Origin of the sequence: Pseudomonas sp. NY15437 (genome assembly GCF_048068435.1) — a bacterium.
Lineage (GTDB): Bacteria > Pseudomonadota > Gammaproteobacteria > Pseudomonadales > Pseudomonadaceae > Pseudomonas > Pseudomonas nitroreducens_B.
In genome coordinates this window covers 43,647-62,424 of the sequence record NZ_JBLUQC010000010.1, presented here as the reverse complement: position 1 = coordinate 62,424, position 18,778 = coordinate 43,647, and the positions used below count along the sequence as shown (strand labels likewise).

Here is an 18,778-nt window from a genome sequence, read left to right as displayed (position 1 = left end):
CTACGGCGACTGACACGATCTGGGCACAGCACAATTTCCCCGTGCTAGCCAGCATTTGGCCACTAGTTAAGTCAAAATTGTGGCAAGAGTCAAATTTATGGCGTGTTTTTTTTGATGCAGCCCGACGAAGGGTGTTGATCCCGGTCATGGCAATTCGAATGAGGGTAGTTCGAAGCGGAAGAGGCGGCCACCGGCATGTGCCGATCACCGCCCAAAGACAGCTGACCCGAATGGATCAGCCGAACATCTGGTAGACCTTGGCGCCCTGGTGCGAGCGGTTGACGCGGACGATCTCGCCGGCCACGTCCTCGCGCTGGCGGGTGACCGCCTGGACCAGGTCGCGATACAGCACCAGCAGCCCTTCCAGGCTGCGCTTGAGGTCGCTGTCATCGTCCAGCGGCTCGACCATGGCGGCATCGACGTAGTCGCGGCACTGCAGATCGAGGCGGGCGATGGCCTCCCAGTCTTCCTGGGCAAGCGCCGCCCCCAGGGCAAGACGGGTCTGTTCGATGTGCTGGACGGCGAGGGTCATTTCTGGTCTCTCCTGGCGGGCCGCGATCACGGAGCGATGGCGTCCCAACCTTCCTTGATGGTGCGCAGCAGACCCGACACCTCGTCGAGCATCTGGACATCGTTGCTGCGGTTGGCGTCGCCCAGGCGACGGCTCATGTAGTCGTACAGGTTGGCATAGTTCTCCGCCACTTCACCACCGGCTTCGAAGTTCAGTGCCTCGCGCAGACCGGCGATGATGGCGGTGGCCTTGGCGATCAGCATGCCCTTCTGGGCGAACTGCTCGCGCTCCATGGCGCCACGCGCCTGGGCGATTCGGCTCAGGCCACCTTCCATCAGCATCTGGATCAGACGGTGGGGGGAGGCGTCGTGCACCTGCGACTGGTTGTTCACATTCTGGTACTGGCGCAGCGCTGCCGAAGCGTTCATCTGATTTCCCCTTGATTCGCTGAACGATCAAATCGTCGATATCCAGCGTATCGGCGCAGGCGGAAAAAGCTTTAGGCAAAAAACTGCACTGGCGTACTGCCGCGAAGCGCCGCCGCAGAGCGGCGCAGCGCGGCTGGCCGGGATCAGCTGTCGGAGCTGCTGGCCTTGTTCAGCGCGTTGAGCGTGGTCAGTACGCTGGACTTGGTGGCGTTGAGCTGGGCCACCAGGGAGTCCATGGCGTTGTACTTGGCCATGAGCGTGGTGGTCAGCTTGTCCATGCGGCTGGTCAGCGCCGTCTGCTGGGTCGCCAGGTCGCTGAGGGTCTGGTTCAGGTTGCTGGTGCGCTGGTCGAGCAGGCCGTTGCTCTGGGTGTAGCTCTTGACGCTGCTGCTCATGCGATCGAGCAGGCCACCCTTGCCGGTGAAGAAGCCCTGCACCGAGGAGAAGTCGTTGGTCAGCGCGGTGTTGAGCTTCTTGTCATCCACCGACAGGGTGCCGTCGTTCTTGGTGGAAATGCCCAGCTGGGACAGCAGCTTGATGCTGCCGCCGTTGGCGGAAGCCCCCACCAGCTCGTTGCGCAGGCCGCTGAGCAGGCTGCGGGTCATGGCATCGCCGGACAGCGCCGCGGCGCTGGTGGTCGGGTTGCCGCTGCTGTCGGTGGTATTGGTGACCTTGGTCAGCGAGTTGATCGAGGTGATCAGCGCGTTGTAGGAGTCGACGAAGGACTGGATCGAGGTCTTCAGGCCATCCTTGTTGGTGTCGACGGTGACGGTCGAGCTGCCCGGGGCGGCCAGGGTGAAGGACACCCCGCTGATGGCGCTGCTGATGGTATTGGTGGAGCTGGTCATCGCCAGGCCGTCGATGGTGTAGTTGGCGTCCTTGGCGACCGCGTCGATATAGCCGCCGGCCGTGGCCGAGGCCTTGGTGCCGGCACCGTCGATGTTGAGCACATCCAGGCTGCTGTCACCGCTGGCCTGGACGCTGATGTCGCTGCCGGCGCCGGTGACGCTGGAACCCAGCACCAGGCGCGGCCCGGTGGCGTCGGTGATGATGTTGGCGGTGATGCCGCTGGACTTGAGCTGGCTGTTGATGCTGTCGCGGATGCTCGAGAGGTCCGACCCTGCGGACACGTTCACCGTGTAGGTGCTGTTGCCCTGGGTGATCTTCAGGCTGCCGGCGCCGAAGCTGGCGGACTTGTCGATGTACTGGCTGGCGACCTTGGAGCTGGTGGCGAGGTTGCCGACAACCACCTTGTAGGTGCCTGCCGTGGCACCGGTGCCGAGGGTGGCAGTCAGGGTGTCGGTGCTGGAGGACTTCACCGCCAGGCCGGCGAAGGCGCTGCTGTCGTTGAGCTTGTCCAGCGCAGTCTGGAAGGTCGACAGTGCGCTCTTGAGCGTGCCGAGCGCGGACAGCTGGGTATTGGCCTTGGTCTGCTGCGTGGTGATCTGGCTTTGTTTCGGCGCCTTCTGCGCGTTCACCAGCGAGGTCACGATGGAGTCGATGTCATATCCCGACCCAACACCGTTGATCGAAGTCCCGGCCATTTGCCTACCCTCCTGTCCAAATTTCTGGCGGCTTTCAGTTGCCGCCTGCGTCTAGTGACGCTTCATTCAAGAATCGCGCCAGAACCCTCTTGCGAAGTCAGGCCCGTTCACTGAACAGCAGATTACCCGCTTCCTTCAGGCTTTCTGCCAACTTGAGCGCAACTTCCGAAGGAATCTGCCGAATGACCTCGCCGGTATCGGAGGCCACGACCTTCACCACGGTCTCGCCACTGGCGTCGTCCACGGAGAATTCCAGGTTACGCTGGACCGATTGCGCCTGTTCGCGCAGGCGGCTCACCGCTTCCTCGAGGTTGCGTTTGCCCAGCGGCGCCGGCGATTGATTGGCGCTGTGCGGCAAGCTGTTGCCGCTGGCCGGCTTGCTGCCCGCGGTGCTGTTGTCGAGCGGGCGCGGGGCGTTGATTCCGAGGCTGGTATCCATCAGGTTTTACCCTCCACACGCAAAGCAAGGAAGGGCGCTGGGCGCCCTTCCTTTCCATTTTCGACCGTCAGTCCCTGTTACTGCAGGAGCTTCAGGACGCCCGAGGGCAGCTGGTTGGCCTGGGCCAGGACCGCGGTGGCGGCCTGTTGCAGGGTCTGCTGCTTGGTCATTTCCGCGGTCTCCGAGGCGAAGTCCACGTCCTGGATGGTGGAGCGTGCAGCGGTGGCGTTCTGCGACACGTTCTGCAGGTTGGAGATGGTGCTGTCCAGGCGGTTTTCCACGGCACCCAGAGCGGAACGCTGGGTATCGATCTGCTTCAGCGCGGCGTCGATCACCTGGGTAGCCGACTGGGCGCCTTTGGAGGTGGTGATATCCAGCTGCTGCACGGTGAACGAGGAGGAGACGGTCGCGGTGCTGCTAGCGGTGGCTGCGGTGGCGCCAGTCCCGGCACTCACGACGATTGCGTTGCCTGAATGCAGAGTGATCTTGGTGCCGTTGGTGTCAGTAGTCGCAGTTACACCACTGACATTGGTGTTGATAGCGCTGATGATGTCCTTGGTGGTCGAGCCCTTGGCGATGTTGACGGTGGTGCCGTCGATCACCATGGTGCCGGCTGTGGCAGTCACGGCATTGGCCGAGGTCAGTGCGGTGGTCAGCGCGACATCAACCGAGGCCAGGGCCGAGGAGCCTTTGAGCGCATTGGCACCCATGTCACCCAGGCTGAAGCTGATGGTTTCGTTGGCGTTGGCGCCGACCTGGAAGGTCAGGGTGCCGTTGGTGCCAGCGGAGCCGTCGAGCAGCTTGATGCCGGAGGTGCCGCCACCGAAGGTGGTGGTCTTGGAGATACGGGTCAGTTCAGCGGTCAGCGACTTGAACTCCTGGTTCAACGAGTTCTGGTCTTCGGAGCTGTTCGAGCCGTTGGCCGACTGCAGGGACAGCTCACGCATACGCTGCAGGATGTTGGTGGACTCCTGCAGGGCGCCTTCAGCGGCCTGGGCGATGGAGTTGGCGTCCTGGGCGTTCTTGACGGCTACGTCGAGACCTTTGACCTGGCTGGTCAGACGGTTGGAGATCTGCGAACCGGCGGCGTCGTCCTTGGCACTGTTGATGCGCAGGCCGGTGGACAGGCGAGTCATCGAGTTGGACAGGGAGCCAGCAGCCTTGCTCAGGTTCTTTTGAACGGAGAGCGAGGCAATGTTCGTGTTAACGGTAAGAGCCATGACGAGTTCCTCGTAATTTGGGCTATGTGGCTCCCAGCCTGGCAACTGACCGAAGTGGCGTGGAGAACCTTCGTTAGGGTTATCGTCGTGGAGGGGCGGGGCTTTAGTTTTTTTTTGGATTTTTTTCAGAAGCCCTTGCACAAGCGCCATGGCCCTCTTCTTGCAACCGCAGGGCAATCCGTCAAGGCAACGTCACATCAAGGCAGCAGCCCATGCATTCATCCCAGATCCAGGCCGAGGTCCAGCGCATCGCCCGCGCGCTCGAGGAAGCCGAGCGCGTCAATGACGACGAGCGCAAGATTCCTCTTTATCAGCAGTTGCTCAAGCTGATGCCCGAGCTCGCCCTGGCCCACGCGCACCTGGCCGCCCTGCTGCTCGGACGCAATCGCGACCAGGAAGCCGAGCCGCATGTCGAGCGTGCGCTGGAGGCGCCTTTCGACGAACGCATCGACAGCCTGCTGTTCGACGAACTGGCCAAGCGTCCCCGTTTCAATGGCAACCTGGTCAAGGCACAGCAGTGGTACGACGCGGTGCCGAACCTCTGGCGCTTCAAGCTGCTGCTCGCGGCGCTCAACCGCATCGAGGCCCACGAGGAAGCCGAACGGCTGATCCTGCAGACCCTCGAACGCCCGCTGCCGCCGGCCGAGCAGACGCAGGTGCTCAACCTGCTGGCGCAGCTGTACTACAACACCGGACGCTTCCACGAGAGTATCGCCTGCTGCACCCTCGGACTTGAGCAGGCGCCCGACAGCGTGCCGCTGAACTTCAACTTCGCCGTCGCCCAGGAACAGGTCGCCCGCTACAAGGAAGCCTTCGATGCCTATGCGAAGGTCCTGCGCCTGGACCCGCAGCACGTCGCCACCCACAACAACCTGGCGCTGCTGATGCTGCGCCTGGGGGAGTTCGGCCCCGGCTGGCAGCACTATGAATGGCGCTGGGCGGAGATACAGAAGGAGCACCAGCAGCATTTCTCCATCCCACGCTGGCAGGGCGAGCCGCTGGAAGGCAAGACGCTGCTGGTATGGGCCGAACAGGGTATCGGCGACCACATCATGTTCGCCAGCATGCTGGGCGAGCTGGCCAGGCTGGGCGGCACCGTCCATTACGAAATCTACGAGCGGCTCGATGCCCTGCTCAGCCGCAGCTTCCCGCAGATCCACTTCGTTCGCCGCGAGCTGCAGGGCACCGCGCAGGATGGCGCGCAGGTCATGCACCGGCAGAGCTGGCCGCGCAGCGACTACCAGATCCCCATGGGCAGCCTGCCGGCGCTGCTGCGCCCGACCCTGGAGAGCTTCCCCCGCGAGCCGCACTACCTGTCGGCAGACCCGGCGATGGTCGAGCAGATTCGCGCGGACTATCGCCAGCGCTTCCCCGGCAAGCGCCTGATCGGCGTGTCCTGGCGCGGCGGCACCAGCGTGTCGAACGAGAAGCAGAGCCGGCGCATTCCCATCGCCGACCTGGGCGTGCTGGCGGCGCTGCCGGACGTGCAACTGATCAACCTGCAGTACGGCGATACCCGTGCCGAACGTGAGGAAGCCCTCGCCAACGGGTTCGAGATCTACCACGACGAGAGCGTCAACCCGCTGCACGACATGGACCGCCAGGCCGCGCAGCTCTGCGCCCTGGAAGCGGTGGTGAGCATCGACAACACCACCGTCCACCTTGCCGGAGCGTTAGGCGTTGCTGCCTGTGCGCTGCTTCCGCTCAATCCAAATTGGCGCTGGGGATTGCAGGAGGGCCCCAGCTACTGGTACCCGTCGGTGAGGCTGGTCCGCAACGGGCAGCTTGGCGACTGGAGAAATGCACTGGATCGAACGGTGGAAATCCTGCGCAAAGAAAGGATTATCTAGCTCCCGGCAACGCTGTGGGCAGCTGCTCAAGGGTCAAGCGCTGCCCACATCGCCTCGCCAGTCAACGCTCGCCGACAGCTCCCTGATAGCGAAGCTTCTTTGGCGCTCGCCTCCTTGATTCGAACCAGACCCGCTCGACTCAGAAGACTTCGGCAAGACTCTCGGAAAGCCAGCGACCGTCTTCCAATGAGGCATGGACTACAAACTCCGACTGCGGATCCATGAAGAACTCGACGATATCGTCGATCGATCCGCGGGCTGTGAAGTCCAGATAACCGTCATCGTCGTTTCGGTTGTCTGCCAGAACGGGTACGCCGTTGGCGACCATCAGATAGATTCTGAAAGGATTCACAAATGCTTCATCGTCCCCGGCGCTCAGCGAGAGACCATAGCGCGCCGCTGACAGATAATAGCCACGCATCAAGTGCGGGTCGGAGGCGCCCACCGTCTTGAGCCTCATTCCGGGAACGGCAGCCAGCTGATTGACCTTTTCGGCCCGCACTCCCTTCAGCAAACCGAAGAACACTGCATCGAACTGCCTTGGCGCATCTCGTCGAATATTCGAGTCAATCAGTTGCGGGTAGAAGCCCCAGGGCGCATAGACGATCTTGTCGCCCAGGCCTCGGCTTGCATATGCCGAGAGATTGCTCCAGTAGGGCGTGCAGATGAATCGGCTGCGCTGCAGCAGCTCCAGATAGTTGTCGATGTTGAATCCCGGACGACCATTGATGGTGTGTCCGTCAAATCGCTCCACCTCGTAGATGGAGTATTCGACCCCCGTCTCCCGGATGCTCTGGAGGTGCGCCGCATCAGTCAGCCAGTCGGCGCCGATCACCAGATTGTGCACGCCATTGGTGAACTGGTTCTGCGTCATCGTGACGTCATGCCCCAGCTTCAACAGGCTGTGATACAGACCGTAGATGATTTCGGCTTTGAAATTGAACCATTCGGCGCTGCCAATATGCGCAATATTTATCTTCACAGGATGAGTCCCCGCCACGTCACGTCAACATGGGCGACGCCTGCCACCCCTGCCGATCGAGAGAACGGTCAAAGTTTGTTGAACAGGCTCAGCTGGCTGATCCGCGCGAACGCCGCCTGGGCGGCTTCGAGCATGGTCTGCTGCAGCACCAGCTGCGAGGTCGCCGCGGCCATGTCGGTGTCGCGGATCGACGACTGGGTGGTGGTGTTGGTCAGCGCCAGGCTCTGGTTCTCCTGGGTGAGCACGTCGATGGTGTTGAGCCGCGCACCGATCGAGGACTGGGTCGAGAGCACCTGGTTGCTGGCGTTGTCGAGGTTCGTCACCGCCGTGGCCACCATGTTGCGGATGTTCAGCTGCGCCTGCGGGTCACCGCCGGTGGAGGTATCCAGCGCCTTGCGCAGGTCGCCGATGGTGTTGAGGATGTTCTGCCGCTCCGGCGAGTTGGCGGTGACGCTGAACTGGTCGCCGGCCGCTGGCGCCGCGCTGATGCTCATGTCCACGCCGGCCACGGTGACGGTCTGCGGGAAGGTCGCGCCGAGGGTGCCGGTGGACAGCGGCGAGGCGCCCTGGCTGGTGGGCAGCGCATAGACCTCGTAGGCGGTGGCGCTGGTGAACTTGAGCTGCACGCCGCTGCTGGGGAACTGCGTGGTATAGGCCGTGCTGTTGCTCACCGAGGCCGAGGTGATCTGCGCCATCGAGGTGTTGGTGGCGCTGCGCTTGACCGACAGGTTTTCCGCCGCCGCGCCGAAGCTGAAGCTGTAGCCGCCTACCAGGGTGTCCATGGTGGTGGGGTCGTCAGTCTTCTGCAGCGAGACGTCGAGCTGGAACTGCGCACCGCGGAAGCTGATGGCGTTGCTGTCGGTGGAGGTCGCGTCGTACACGCCGTTGGTGGTGGCTTCGCTGGTGACGTCGTTGCCGTTCTTGTCGAGGATCTGGTACTGCGTGCCGCTGAGCACGTTCAGCGTGTACGGCGCGCCGTTGCGGAAGCTGGCGTTGTAGTTGCTGTCGTTGGTGACGTTGCCCTGGGACAGGAAGGCGCGCTGGATACCGTCGGCGTTGGGGTTGGTCGTCAGTGAACTGGCGGTGCGGCTGGCGTTGGCCGCCATCTCGAAGATGCTCCAGCCGCTGTCGTTGGTCGACATCGTCAGGTTGTCGGAGATCTGCAGCTTGAGGGTGCTCTGGTCGCCCTGGTAGCTGAAGCTGCCGTCGGCGTTCTGCACGAAGGGCTGCACGGTGCTCTTGCTGCCGGAGAACAGGTAGTTGCCGCTGGCGTCCTTGCTGTTCATCAGGGTCAGCAACTGGTTCTGGATCTCGCCCAGCTCATCGCTGATGGCGCCGCGGTCCTCGTCGGTCATCGAACCGTCGCCGGCGCGCAGCGTCAGTTCGCGGGCGCGCTGCAGGGCGGTGGTGATGGAGTCGAGGACGCTCTGTTCCTGGTTCAGGCTGTTGGTGGCGGACGTCATGTTGCCGCTGTACTGGGTCAGCAGTGCCTGCTGCTGCTCCAGTTGCAGCAGGCGCGCGGCGCCGACCGGGTCGTCGGCCGGGGTCTGGATGCGCGTGCCGCTGGAGATCTGGTCCTGCAGCTTGGAGAGACTGGCGTAGCCGCGGTTGTAGTTGTCGATGTTCGAATTGAAGATCTGCGGCGTGGAAATGCGCACTACCATCTCGGCCTCCTCAGATGTTGTTGATCAGGGTGTCGAAGAGCGTCTGCGCGGTCTTGATGATCTGCGCGGAGGCCGTGTAGTACTGCTGGAACTTCACCAGGTTGGCCGCTTCTTCATCAAGGTTCACCGCGGACAGCGAGTCGCGGCTGCCTTGCGCCTGGGTCAGCACCGCGCCGGTGGCGGTGGCGTCGAGCTTGGCCTGGTTGGCGGTGGCGCCGACGGTCTCGGTCAGGCTGCTGTAGGCGCCGGTCAGGCTCATGCCGCTGCCGCTGCCCGTGCCGCTGCCGACGGTCTTGGCGGTCTGCAGGTTGATGAGCTTCTGGGCGTTGCTGTTGTCGGCGTCGCCGTTGCTGTTGAAGGCCACGCCGAAGCTGTCGCCCTGCCCCGGATAACCGGCGATGGTGGTCTGGAAGCTGAACGACGGCGAGCCCGGCACGGTGATGCTGATGTTGTTGCTCTGGCCCGGCACGATGTTGCCGGTGCCCAGCGAGTTGCCCGCCGAATCGTAGATGGTATAGCCCTGGGTGCCGCCGCTGGCCGCGTCGAACACCAGCTTCACCGGCAGGCCGGCCTTGATCGACGCCGACAGCGCCGCGTTGTTGCTGGCGTCCAGCTTGCTGGTCAGGGTGGTGCCGCTGATGGTGCCGCTGCCGATGTTGCCGGTGGTGTTGCTGGCGACCACCGGCGAGGCGAAGGCCAGGCGGTTGGAGTCGGTCATGGTGACCGAGATGTCCGCGGCCGCGGTGCGGGTCGGGATCACCGTGAAGCGGTCGCCCGCCTGCACCGTGCCGACGCTCTGCTGGCTGATGCTGAAGCCGTCGAATTCCTTGGGCGGGTTGTCGGTCAGGTCGCCCGTGCCCAGCACCGTGCCATCGGAGGAGCGCTTGACCGTATAGCCGGTGGCGGAGGTGAAGGTCACCTCGTAGTCACTGGTGGTCAGCGCGCTGCTGTCGGTGATGTTGACGTTGAGGTTGCCGGTGCCGGTGTTGTGGGTGTTGGCCAGGCTGCGGTTGCCGATGACGCTGGCGTCGTTGATGTCCTTGAACAGCTCGGCGCCGAAGTTGCCATTGAGGTCCAGGCCCTGGGCGAGCTGGCTGTTGAAGGTGTCGGCAAGGACGATGGCCATGCGCCCCAGTTCGTTCTGGGTGGTGTTCAGCACGTCGCTGCGGTAGCGCAGCAGGCCGCCCATCTGGCCACCGGTGACCACCGAGGTGACGTCCATGGTGGAGCTGCCGGAGCTCAGGCTCAGGCTGAACTGCGACGGGTTGTTGGCGCTCGGCCCGGCGGTCAGGGTGGAGGCGTTGGCGCCCACCACCAGCGGCTGGCCGGAGCCCAGGTAGAGGTTGAGGCTGCTGCCCTGCTTGACCACGCTGACGCCGATCATGTCGGAGAGCTGCAGCACCGCCTGGTCGCGCTTGTCCTGCAGGTCGTTGGCGCTGGCGCCGCCGGCCTCGGCGGCGATGATCGCCTGGTTGTACTGGGCGATGGTCTTGGCCAGGTCGGTGACCTGCCCGGCCAGGCTGTCCATCTGCGTGTTGACGTAGCTGTTCTGGGTGCCCAGCTGGGTGGAAATGGAGTTGAAGCGCTGCGCCAGGTTGGCCGCCTGGGTCAGCACCAGCTGGCGCGAGGCGGCGTCGGTCGGCGTGGCGGCGGCGGTCTGCAGCGAGGCGAAGAAGTTCTGCATGACCTTGGACAGGCCGGTGGTGCTGTCCGAGAGCAACGAGTCGATCTGGTTGACCTGGGACAGGTAGGTCTGCGCATCGCTGTCCACCGAGGTGGCGCCGCGCAGCTGGTTGGCCAGGAACTCGCTGTACATCCGGCGCACGTCCTGCACCGTGGTGCCGGTACCGACGTAGTAGCGCCCGGCGAACTGCTCGGCGGAGGTCACCTGCGACGTCGACTGCCGGGTGTAGCCGGCCGTGTTGACGTTGGTGATGTTGTTGCCGGTGGTGCTCAGCGCCGTTTGCGAGGCGTTGAGGCCGGACAGTCCGATGGAGAGGAGGCTCATGGTCGTTCCTTAGCGCGGTCCTTCGTACAGGGCGTCACAGCGCGCGAGTCGGGGTGTCGGTCATCGCCACGGTCTGGTAGACCTGCATCTGCTTGGCGATCTGGTTCACCTTGCGCGCGTAGTGCGGGTCGGTGGCGTAGCCGGCGCGCTGAAGCTCCTTCATGAATTGCTCGGGGCGCGCGGCGGAATCCAGCGCGCCCTGGTAGCGGTCGTTGTTCTGCAGGAAGCTGACGTAGTCCTGGAAGCTCTGCTCGAAGGAGTTGTAGGCGCGGAACGAGGCCACTTCCTTCACTTCCCTGCCCTTCTCGAATTCGGTGGTGGTGGCGCGGGCCGAGTCGCCCTTCCAGCTCGAACCGGTCTTGATGCCGAACAGGTTGTGGCTGCTGCTGCCGTCGCGCTGGGCGATCATCTTCTTGCCCCAGCCGGTTTCCAGCGCGGCCTGGGCGACCAGGTAGCGCGGGTCCACGCCGATGCGCTTGGCCGCGCGTTCGGCCATGGGCAGCATGGTGCTGATGAAGTCGTCGGCGGAGGCGAACATCGACTTGCCCGGCTGGGTGGAGATCGCCGAGACGTCGACGTCGGCAACCGGCACGGTGGTGTCGATCTGCTGGGTGTAGGCCTTGCTGCCGCGCCAGTCGTTGCGGGCCAGCTGCGCCGGCTGGTTGGCGGTGGAGGCCACGGCGGCGTCGGCGCCCGGCACGATGCCGGCGGCGATACGCTGGGCGAGCTTGCCCGGCAGCGCGAGGCGGCGGGCGTTCAGTGCCTGGCGATCGTCACGGCCGGCCTCGGGCTGCGGCAAGGCCTTGCCGTTGGCGGCAAACACGCTCGGGGTCTTCTGCCGGTCGGACGCCGCGGCCACCGCCGCCGCGCTCGACGCGCCATCGGCCGCGGTCTGGGCGAACGGGTTGTTGCCGGTGTGGCGTACGCCCTGCATCTTTTCCATCTGCTTGACCAGCACGTCGGCCAGGCCGATGCCGTGGCCCTGGGTGGCCAGCGACACGGACAGCTGATGGTCGTACATGTCCTGGTACTGCTTGGCCGCTTCGCTGTTCATCGGGTTGTCCTTGGCGAACACCTCGTTGGCCGAGCGCATGGATTTCAGCATCTCGTTCATGAACAGCGATTCGAACTCCTGGGCGACCTTGCGGATGTTGCCCGCGCTGTCGCGGTTCGAGCCGGTCTTCATCGCCGACAGGCGATTGAGGTCGGTGTAGGAACCGGAGTCGGTGTTGGCAGTACCAGCAGAAAGCAGTCGGGCGTCCACGGCGGCGTCCTCAGATCACGATCAGGTCGGCCTGCAGCGCGCCGGCCTGTTTCAGGGCTTCGAGGATCGCCATCAGGTCGCTGGGCGCGGCGCCCACCTGGTTAACGGCGCGTACGATTTCATCCAGCGTGGTGCCCGGGCCGAACTTGAACATCGGCTTGGCCTCCTGGTCGGCATTCACCCGCGAGCGCGGCACCACGGCCGTCTGGCCGTTGGAGAACGGGCCGGGCTGGCTGACGATGGGGTCTTCGGTGATGGTCACGGTCAGGCTGCCGTGGGTCACGGCGGCCGGGGACACACGCACGTTCTGGCCGATCACGATGGTGCCGGTGCGCGAGTTGATGATGACCTTGGCCACGGCTTCGCCGGCCTGCACGTCGAGGTTTTCCAGCACGGACATGTAGTCCACGCGCTGGTTCGGGTCCAGCGGCGCGCTGACGCGTACCGAGCCGCCGTCCACGGCCTGGGCGACACCCGGGCCGAGCAGTTCGTTGATGCGGTCGACGATGTGCTTGGCGGTGGTGAAGTCCGGGCGGTTGAGGTTCAGGGTCAGCGTGTTGCCCTGGTCGAAACCGCTCGGCACCGCGCGCTCGACGGTGGCGCCAGCCGGAATGCGGCCGGCCGAGGGGACGTTGACGGTGATCTTGGAACCGTCACGGCCTTCGGCGTCGAAGCCGCCGACCACCAGGTTGCCCTGGGCGATGGCGTAGGTCTGGCCGTCGATACCCTTGAGCTGGGTCATCAGCAGGCTGCCGCCGCGCAGGCTCTTGGCGTTGCCGATGGAGGACACGGTGACGTCGATGGCCTGGCCGGGCTTGGCGAACGGCGGCAGGTCGGCATGGATGGAGACCGCCGCGACGTTCTTCAGCTGCACGTTGCCCGAGCCCGCCGGCACCTTGATGCCGAACTGCGCCAGCATATTGTTGAAGGTCTGCAGGGTGAACGGGGTCTGGGTGGTCTGGTCGCCCGAGCCATTGAGGCCGACGACCAGGCCGTAGCCGATCAGCTGGTTGTTGCGCACGCCCTGGATGGTGGCGATGTCCTTCAACCGCTCGGCATGCGCCACCGGCACCATGACCAGCGCACACAACGCCGCAAGAACGTAGGAGCGGACTGTGTCCGCGATCGCTACCCAGGTTTTTCCAGAGGCCATCATCGTCATCACCCTCAGAACGGGAACAGCGGGCTGAGGAAGAACCGGTCGAACCAGCCCGGCTGGCTCGCATCGGCGAACGAACCGGTGCCCGAGTAGGTGATGCGCGCATCGGCCACACGGGTGGAAGCCACGGTGTTGTCGGTGGCGATATCGTCGGCGCGGATCAGGCCGGCGATGCGCACCAGCTCGTTACCGGTGTTCAGGGTCATCCACTTCTCGCCGCGCACGGCGAGGATGCCGTTGGGCATGACGTCGGCCACGGTGACGGTGATCGAGCCGGTCAGGCTGTTGCTCTGCCCGGCCTGGCTGTCGCCCTTGCTTTCGCGATCGCCCGCGTACTCGGCGGAGAGGCTCAGGTCGCCGCTGCCCACCGGGTTGTTGGTGGTCAGGCTGCTGCCGAACATCGAGGTCAGGCCGAGCTTGTTCTTGCTGTTCTTGGAGATGTCCGAGCTGGCCTTCTTGCTGGCCTGGGTCTTCTCGTTGAGGGTGATGGTGATGATGTCACCCACGCGGAAGGCCTTGCGGTCGCCGTAGAGGTTGTTCTCGAACCCCGCCTGGTAGATCGACCCGTTGTTCTGCGCGGCCGGCGCAGGCGTGCGCGGCAGCACCGGCGCGTAATAGGGGTCGTCCGGCTTGGGCGGAGGGCTCACGCACCCTGCCAACGCGGCGATGGCCAGCAGCGGAAGGAGGTGGGAACGGTTCATCTACAGCTACCTCTCGGGGAGAGCGACTACGGGATCAGGACTTACAGGTTCTGCGTCACGAAGGACAGCATCTGGTCCGCGGTGGAAATCACCTTGGAGTTCATCTCGTAGGCGCGCTGGGTGGTGATCATGTTCACCATCTCTTCCACCACGCTGACGTTGGAGTTCTCCAGGGTGTTCTGCAGCACGGTGCCCAGGCCGTTCAGGCCGGGGGTGCCGACCTGGGGCGCGCCGCTGGCGGCGGTTTCCAGGAACAGGTTGTTGCCGGTGGCCTGCAGGCCGGCCGGGTTGATGAAGTCGGCGGTCTGGATGTTGCCGATGATCTGCGGCGTGGCGTTGCCGGCGACGGTGACCGAGACGGTGCCGTCATTGCCGACGGTGAAGGTCTGGGTCTCGGGCGGCACGACGATGGCCGGCTCCAGGGCATTGCCGTTGGAGGTGACGATCTGCCCGTCGGAGTTCAGGTGGAAGCTGCCGTCGCGGGTGTAGGCGACGGTGCCGTCCGGGGTCAGCACCTGGAAGAAGCCACGGCCGTTGACCGCCATGTCCAGCGGGTTGTCGGTGGTCTGCAGGCTGCCGGCGGTGAAGTTCTTCTGGGTGCCGACGATGCGCACGCCGGTACCCAGCTGCAGGCCCGAGGGCAGCTGGGTGTCCTGGGTCGAGTTGGCGCCGGGCTGACGCTTGATCTGGTAGAGCAGGTCCTGGAACTCCGCGCGGTCGCGCTTGAAGCCCGTGGTGGACACGTTCGCCAGGTTGTTGGAGATGGTGGTCAGGTTCATGTCCTGGGCGGACAGACCGGTCTTGCTCACCCAAAGTGCCGGAAGCATGTCGTTCTCCTCGGGCGCCGGTTTCGTGGCGCCTCGAACGGTTAATCAGGTTCTAATCAGCTGAATTGCAAAACACGCGCCATCGACTGGGAGTCTTCTTCGGCGGTCTTCATCATCTTCACGTGCAGTTCGAACTGGCGGGACAGCGCCAGGATCGAGGTCATCTCGTCGACCGCATTGACGTTGCTGGCTTCCAGCACGCCGGACTGCACGCTGGCGTTGGCGTCGACCTGCGGCGCGGGCGAGCCGGACTTCATGCGGATCAGGCCGTCGCTGCCCTTCTCCAGTTGCTTGGGATCGGGGGTGACCAGCTTGATGCGATCGACGGTGGCCAGCGCGTTGGGGTTGTTGCCCTGGCCGCGGATGGTGATGGTGCCGTCCTCGCCGATGTCGATCTTCTCTTCCGGCGGAATCGCGATGGGGCCGCCATTGCCCATCACCGGCATGCCATCACTGGTGCGCAGCTGGCCGAGGGCGTCGATCTCCAGGCTGCCGGTGCGCACGTAGGCTTCGCCGCCGTCGGGCGCCTGCACGGCAATCCAGGCGTCGCCCTTGGCGGCGACGTCCAGGTCACGGCCGGTTTCCTGCAGGGAGCCGGTGGTGAAGTCGGTGGCCGGGCGTTCGCTCATGGCGAAGACACGCGCCGGAAAGCTGTCACCGAACACGGGCATCGCGCGCGCCTGTTCGAAGTCGCGACGGAAACCGGTCGTGGAGATGTTCGCCAGGTTGTTGGCGTGAGCCTGCATGGCTTTGGTGTTCTGGCTCGCGCCGCTCATGGCGACATACAGCATTCTGTCCAAGGCAATCCTCCAGTGCCGGGTCGGATTCCCGGCGGTGCTGGAAGGGACTCAGCAAGGGCTGTGCCAGAACGCCAAAAACAGTCTCAAGCCATTGAAATTAAAGCGAAAATAAAAAAACAAAGGCTCCCGAAGGAGCCTGGATGGCCGGCAGGCGGCGACTAACTGCCGCCTGCGGCAAGGGCGCGTTGCCGGTGGAGAAGCCCGGCGACGCGCGCCGTCATCAACGCAGGTTGATGATGGTGTCGGAGATGGTGCTCTCGGTCTGCACGGTCTTGGCGTTCGCCTGGTAGTTGCGCTGCGCGACGATCAGGTTCACCAGTTGCGCGGTGAGGTCGACGTTGGACTCTTCCAGCGTGCCCGACCCTACCGAACCGAGCGTGCCGGAGGTCGGCGTGCCGATCACCGCCTCGCCCGAGGCCAGCGACTGCTTCCAGCCGGTGTTGCCCACCGGGGTCAGGCCCTGGGTGTTGGCGAAGTTGGCGAGGATCACCTGGCCGATCACCTTGGACTGGCCGTTGGTGTAGGTGGCGTACATCTGGCCGTCCTCGGCGAACGACAGGCCTGACATCTGGCCGGTGGCGTAGCCGTCCTGGGTGACCGCCGTCACGGCGAAGGAGCCGTTGGTCTGGGAGGTCTTGGTCAGGTCGATGGCGATGCCGCCGGTAGCGCCCGCCGCGCCGTTGGCGCCCCAGGTCACCGGACTGGTGGTGGAGTCGGTGATGGCCGCCGGCGTCCACCCGGTCAGGGTCATGGTGTTGTCGGCATTGACGGTCATGCCGGTGGAGGTGATGCCCGTCAGCTGGCCGGCGCTGTTGAAGGTGATGTCACTGCTCAACGGGGTGGTGCTGGTCGGGGTCTGCGGGTTACGCCCGTCCACCAGGGTGTACATGCTCCAGTTGTTGGCGCTGTCCTTGACGAAGTAGTTCGTCATGGTGTGCGAGTTGCCCTGGGAGTCGTAGATGTCCACGGAGGTCGACCAGTTGTAGCTGTCCGAGTCGGTGGCGTCGAACGGCGTGGTCTTGGGCGTGGTGGCGTTGGAGTTCAGGCTCAGCGTCGAGGTGATCTTCGAGGTCGGGCTAGGCGGCTGGTTGGCGGTATCGACCTTCAGGTCGGTGATCACGCCGTTGACGATATTGCCGTTGGCGTTGACGCCATAGCCCTGCAGGCGATTGCCCGAACCGTCGACGATGAAGCCGCTGGCATCGGTGTTGAAGGTGCCGTTGCGGGTGTAGACGCGGCTGCCGTTGTCGCTGGTCATGAAGAAGCCGTTGCCGCTCACCGCCAGGTCCAGGCTGCGGCCGGTGGTGCTCAGGTTGCCCTGGGTGAACTGCTGGGAGACGGCCTGGGTGACCACGCCGTTACCCACGGCGATGCGGCCGGTGCCGAGCATCGAGGAGGCGTAGAGGTCGGCGAACTCGGTACGCGACGACTTGAAGCCGGTGGTGCCGACGTTGGCGATGTTGTTGCCGGTGACGTTCAGGTCCATCGACGCGGCGTTGAGTCCACTCAGGGCGGTATTGAAAGACATGTGTTGCTCCTGTGCCGAAACGCGGCGTTATTTTCCGATGGTCTGAATGCTGGAGGCGGAAACGGCGCCGATACCCGCCAGGTTCAGGGACATTTCCCCACCGTTCTGGCCCAGGGTGACGCTGTTGACCGTGGCCGGCAGGTAGGTGGTCAGGGCGGTGCTGGTGCCATCCAGCGTGGCGCTGGCCTTGACGGTGTAGGTGCCGGCGGCCACCAGCTCGCCGCTGTCGTCCTTGCCATCCCAGGTGAAGTCGATGTTGCCGGCCTTCTGGCTGCCCATGTCGACGGTGCGCACCAGGTCGCCCGAGTCGTCGTAGATCTTCAGGGTCACGCCATCGCCCTTGGACGGCATTACCAGCGAGCCCTTGATGCCGGCGCTCGGGTTGTCGACCTGCACCTTGCTGGAGTTGACGATCACCGAGCGGCCGACCAGCGACGAGGCCTGCAGGGCCTGGGACGACTGGAACGAGGAGTAGAAGGTGCCCAGGGTGGTGTCCAGGTTCTGCATGCTCTCCAGGCTGCTGAACTGCGCCAGCTGGGAGACGAACTCGGTGTTGTCCTGCGGGTCCAGCGGGTTCTGGTTGTTCAGCTGGGTGACCAGCAGCTGCAGGAAGGAATCCTTGCCCAGCGCGCTGGTGCCGGTCTCGGCCGTCGTCGACGAGCTCTTGGACCCGGCGTTGAGCGTCGACAGGATCGAACTGGCGGCGCTGTTATCGGTATTGATGCTCATGGGGCGTCCTCTGCGCTTACTGACCCAGGGTCAGGACCTTCTGCATCATCTGCTTGGCGGTGTTCATCATTTCCGCGTTGCTCTGGAACGAACGGCTGGCGGAGATCATGTCGGCCATCTCCTCCACCACGTTGACGTTGGGGTAGTACACGTAGCCGTCCTTGTCGGCGGCCGGGTGGTTCGGCTCGTAGCGCGGCACCAGCGGGCTCTGGTCCTCGACCACGCCCAGCACCTGCACGCCGGAACCGGCCTGGTCGGTCTCGCCGAACAGCGAACCCTGGTCGCCGCCCTGGGCGTTCTGCAGCATGGTGGAGAACACCGGGTGACGGGCGCGGTAGGTCTGGTCGATGCTCGAGGAGACGCTCTCGGCGTTGGCGATGTTCGACGCGGTAGTGTTCAGACGGGTGGTCTGGGCACTCATGCCGGTACCGGCGATGTTGAAGACACTGGCGAGCGACATGGTGATTATTCTCCGCGCAGGGCGTTCATCAGCCCTTTGAACTTGCTGTTGAGGAAGGTGAACGAGGCCTGGAACTGCACGGAGTTCTCCGCGTAGTTGGCCTGCTCGATCTGCTCATCCACGGTGTTCTGGTCGACCGAAGGCTGGTTCGGGATGCGGTACTTGAGCGACTCGTCGCCGATACCGACACCATCGGCGGCAATGTGATGCGCATTGGTCAGGGTGGCGCTGAAGGTACCGTTCTTCATCTTGTCCGACTGGGCCGCCAGCACCGAGGCGAAGTCCAGGTCACGCGCCTTGTAGTTGGGCGTGTCGGCGTTGGCCAGGTTGTTGGCCAGGACTTCAGCGCGCTGGGAGCGGAAGCTCAGTGCTTGCTGGTGGATGCCGAGGGCTTTGTCGAAGCTGATGCTCATGGTCGCGAACCTGTTTGCCGGTGTGGGCTTGCCAACACTTCAGCAAGGCGCGTGCCAGATTTACATTTCCTTTATTTTCAAAGGCTTGAGTGGATTTCGAGAGCGGCAAGGGGCGGCAAACAGCGGCAAACAGCGGCAAAGCGGCAAGCGCTTTCCTTGCCGCCGCAGGCAAGGCGGCAAACTTGCCGCTGCGGTTTGCCGGCCGCCTCTGCCGTTACCGCTCGATGGCTTTTCGTAGGAGCGAGCTGGCT

General features: G+C 64.3%; 19 protein-coding genes. 2 read left to right on the top strand and 17 right to left on the bottom strand.

What is annotated here, in order from left to right; translation table 11 throughout:
* Nucleotides 1-235 precede the first annotated feature (235 nt).
* The 5 genes from ACNFIA_RS21400 to ACNFIA_RS21380 all read right to left on the bottom strand — a co-directional run bounded on the left by ACNFIA_RS21400 (nt 236) and on the right by ACNFIA_RS21380 (nt 4,142).
* On the bottom strand, nt 236-532 hold the full coding sequence (locus ACNFIA_RS21400) for a flagellar protein FliT (RefSeq protein ID WP_259756429.1): 297 nt from the start codon (nt 530-532) through the stop codon (nt 236-238).
* A gap of 26 nt (nt 533-558) precedes the next feature.
* Entirely contained in the window at nt 559-939 is a 381-nt protein-coding gene (gene fliS / locus ACNFIA_RS21395) for a flagellar export chaperone FliS (protein WP_259756430.1), read from the bottom strand.
* Between the two features lie 143 nt (nt 940-1,082).
* Nucleotides 1,083-2,483, bottom strand: a complete 1,401-nt coding sequence (fliD, locus tag ACNFIA_RS21390; RefSeq protein WP_259756431.1) for a flagellar filament capping protein FliD — start codon at nt 2,481-2,483, stop codon at nt 1,083-1,085.
* Between the two features lie 97 nt (nt 2,484-2,580).
* Nucleotides 2,581-2,922, bottom strand: a complete 342-nt coding sequence (locus ACNFIA_RS21385) for a flagellar protein FlaG (protein ID WP_259756432.1) — start codon at nt 2,920-2,922, stop codon at nt 2,581-2,583.
* A 77-nt stretch (nt 2,923-2,999) separates the two neighbouring features.
* Nucleotides 3,000-4,142 (bottom strand): flagellin, encoded by a 1,143-nt coding sequence (locus ACNFIA_RS21380; RefSeq protein ID WP_416788457.1) that lies wholly within the window; start codon nt 4,140-4,142, stop codon nt 3,000-3,002.
* A gap of 212 nt (nt 4,143-4,354) precedes the next feature.
* On the opposite strand from ACNFIA_RS21380, the gene ACNFIA_RS21375 reads away from it, so the two are divergent.
* The gene (locus tag ACNFIA_RS21375; RefSeq protein ID WP_416788454.1) at nt 4,355-5,992 is read left to right on the top strand and encodes a hypothetical protein; all 1,638 of its coding nucleotides are present in this window, start codon (nt 4,355-4,357) and stop codon (nt 5,990-5,992) included.
* Between the two features lie 139 nt (nt 5,993-6,131).
* Here the strand turns inward: ACNFIA_RS21375 and ACNFIA_RS21370 are convergent, their stop codons facing one another.
* The 12 genes from ACNFIA_RS21370 to flgB form a co-directional block, all read right to left on the bottom strand.
* Complete coding sequence (locus ACNFIA_RS21370; protein ID WP_416788451.1) at nt 6,132-6,974, bottom strand: hypothetical protein; 843 nt, start codon at nt 6,972-6,974, stop codon at nt 6,132-6,134.
* Nucleotides 6,975-7,042: 68 nt separating this feature from the next.
* Nucleotides 7,043-8,638, bottom strand: a complete 1,596-nt coding sequence (locus ACNFIA_RS21365; RefSeq protein ID WP_416788449.1) for a flagellar hook-associated protein 3 — start codon at nt 8,636-8,638, stop codon at nt 7,043-7,045.
* A gap of 10 nt (nt 8,639-8,648) precedes the next feature.
* Nucleotides 8,649-10,646, bottom strand: coding sequence for a flagellar hook-associated protein FlgK (gene flgK, locus ACNFIA_RS21360; protein ID WP_416788447.1), 1,998 nt, complete (start codon nt 10,644-10,646; stop codon nt 8,649-8,651).
* A gap of 34 nt (nt 10,647-10,680) precedes the next feature.
* Nucleotides 10,681-11,910 carry a flagellar assembly peptidoglycan hydrolase FlgJ gene (gene flgJ, locus ACNFIA_RS21355; RefSeq protein ID WP_416788445.1) on the bottom strand — a complete coding sequence of 410 codons (1,230 nt, stop codon included), beginning with the start codon at nt 11,908-11,910 and terminating at the stop codon, nt 10,681-10,683.
* Nucleotides 11,911-11,920: 10 nt separating this feature from the next.
* Nucleotides 11,921-12,985 (bottom strand): flagellar basal body P-ring protein FlgI, encoded by a 1,065-nt coding sequence (locus ACNFIA_RS21350; RefSeq protein WP_416788709.1) that lies wholly within the window; start codon nt 12,983-12,985, stop codon nt 11,921-11,923.
* A 92-nt stretch (nt 12,986-13,077) separates the two neighbouring features.
* The gene (gene flgH, locus ACNFIA_RS21345) at nt 13,078-13,770 is read right to left on the bottom strand and encodes a flagellar basal body L-ring protein FlgH (protein WP_253453403.1); all 693 of its coding nucleotides are present in this window, start codon (nt 13,768-13,770) and stop codon (nt 13,078-13,080) included.
* A 41-nt stretch (nt 13,771-13,811) separates the two neighbouring features.
* Nucleotides 13,812-14,597, bottom strand: coding sequence for a flagellar basal-body rod protein FlgG (gene flgG, locus ACNFIA_RS21340; protein WP_259756443.1), 786 nt, complete (start codon nt 14,595-14,597; stop codon nt 13,812-13,814).
* A gap of 56 nt (nt 14,598-14,653) precedes the next feature.
* Nucleotides 14,654-15,397, bottom strand: a complete 744-nt coding sequence (gene flgF, locus ACNFIA_RS21335; RefSeq protein ID WP_259756444.1) for a flagellar basal-body rod protein FlgF — start codon at nt 15,395-15,397, stop codon at nt 14,654-14,656.
* A gap of 220 nt (nt 15,398-15,617) precedes the next feature.
* A complete protein-coding gene (flgE, locus tag ACNFIA_RS21330; protein WP_259756445.1) occupies nt 15,618-16,925 on the bottom strand; it encodes a flagellar hook protein FlgE in 1,308 nt (435 codons plus the stop codon).
* A gap of 27 nt (nt 16,926-16,952) precedes the next feature.
* Nucleotides 16,953-17,654: a flagellar hook assembly protein FlgD gene (flgD, locus tag ACNFIA_RS21325; protein WP_259756446.1), complete on the bottom strand. Its 702-nt coding sequence runs from the start codon at nt 17,652-17,654 to the stop codon at nt 16,953-16,955.
* A 16-nt stretch (nt 17,655-17,670) separates the two neighbouring features.
* Nucleotides 17,671-18,114, bottom strand: a complete 444-nt coding sequence (gene flgC, locus ACNFIA_RS21320) for a flagellar basal body rod protein FlgC (protein ID WP_045212156.1) — start codon at nt 18,112-18,114, stop codon at nt 17,671-17,673.
* A 5-nt stretch (nt 18,115-18,119) separates the two neighbouring features.
* A complete protein-coding gene (gene flgB / locus ACNFIA_RS21315) occupies nt 18,120-18,527 on the bottom strand; it encodes a flagellar basal body rod protein FlgB (protein ID WP_416788441.1) in 408 nt (135 codons plus the stop codon).
* Here flgB and ACNFIA_RS21310 point away from each other — a divergent pair.
* Nucleotides 18,526-18,765: a hypothetical protein gene (locus ACNFIA_RS21310; RefSeq protein ID WP_416788438.1), complete on the top strand. Its 240-nt coding sequence runs from the start codon at nt 18,526-18,528 to the stop codon at nt 18,763-18,765. The genes flgB and ACNFIA_RS21310 overlap by 2 nt on opposite strands.
* Nucleotides 18,766-18,778: the final 13 nt, after the last annotated feature.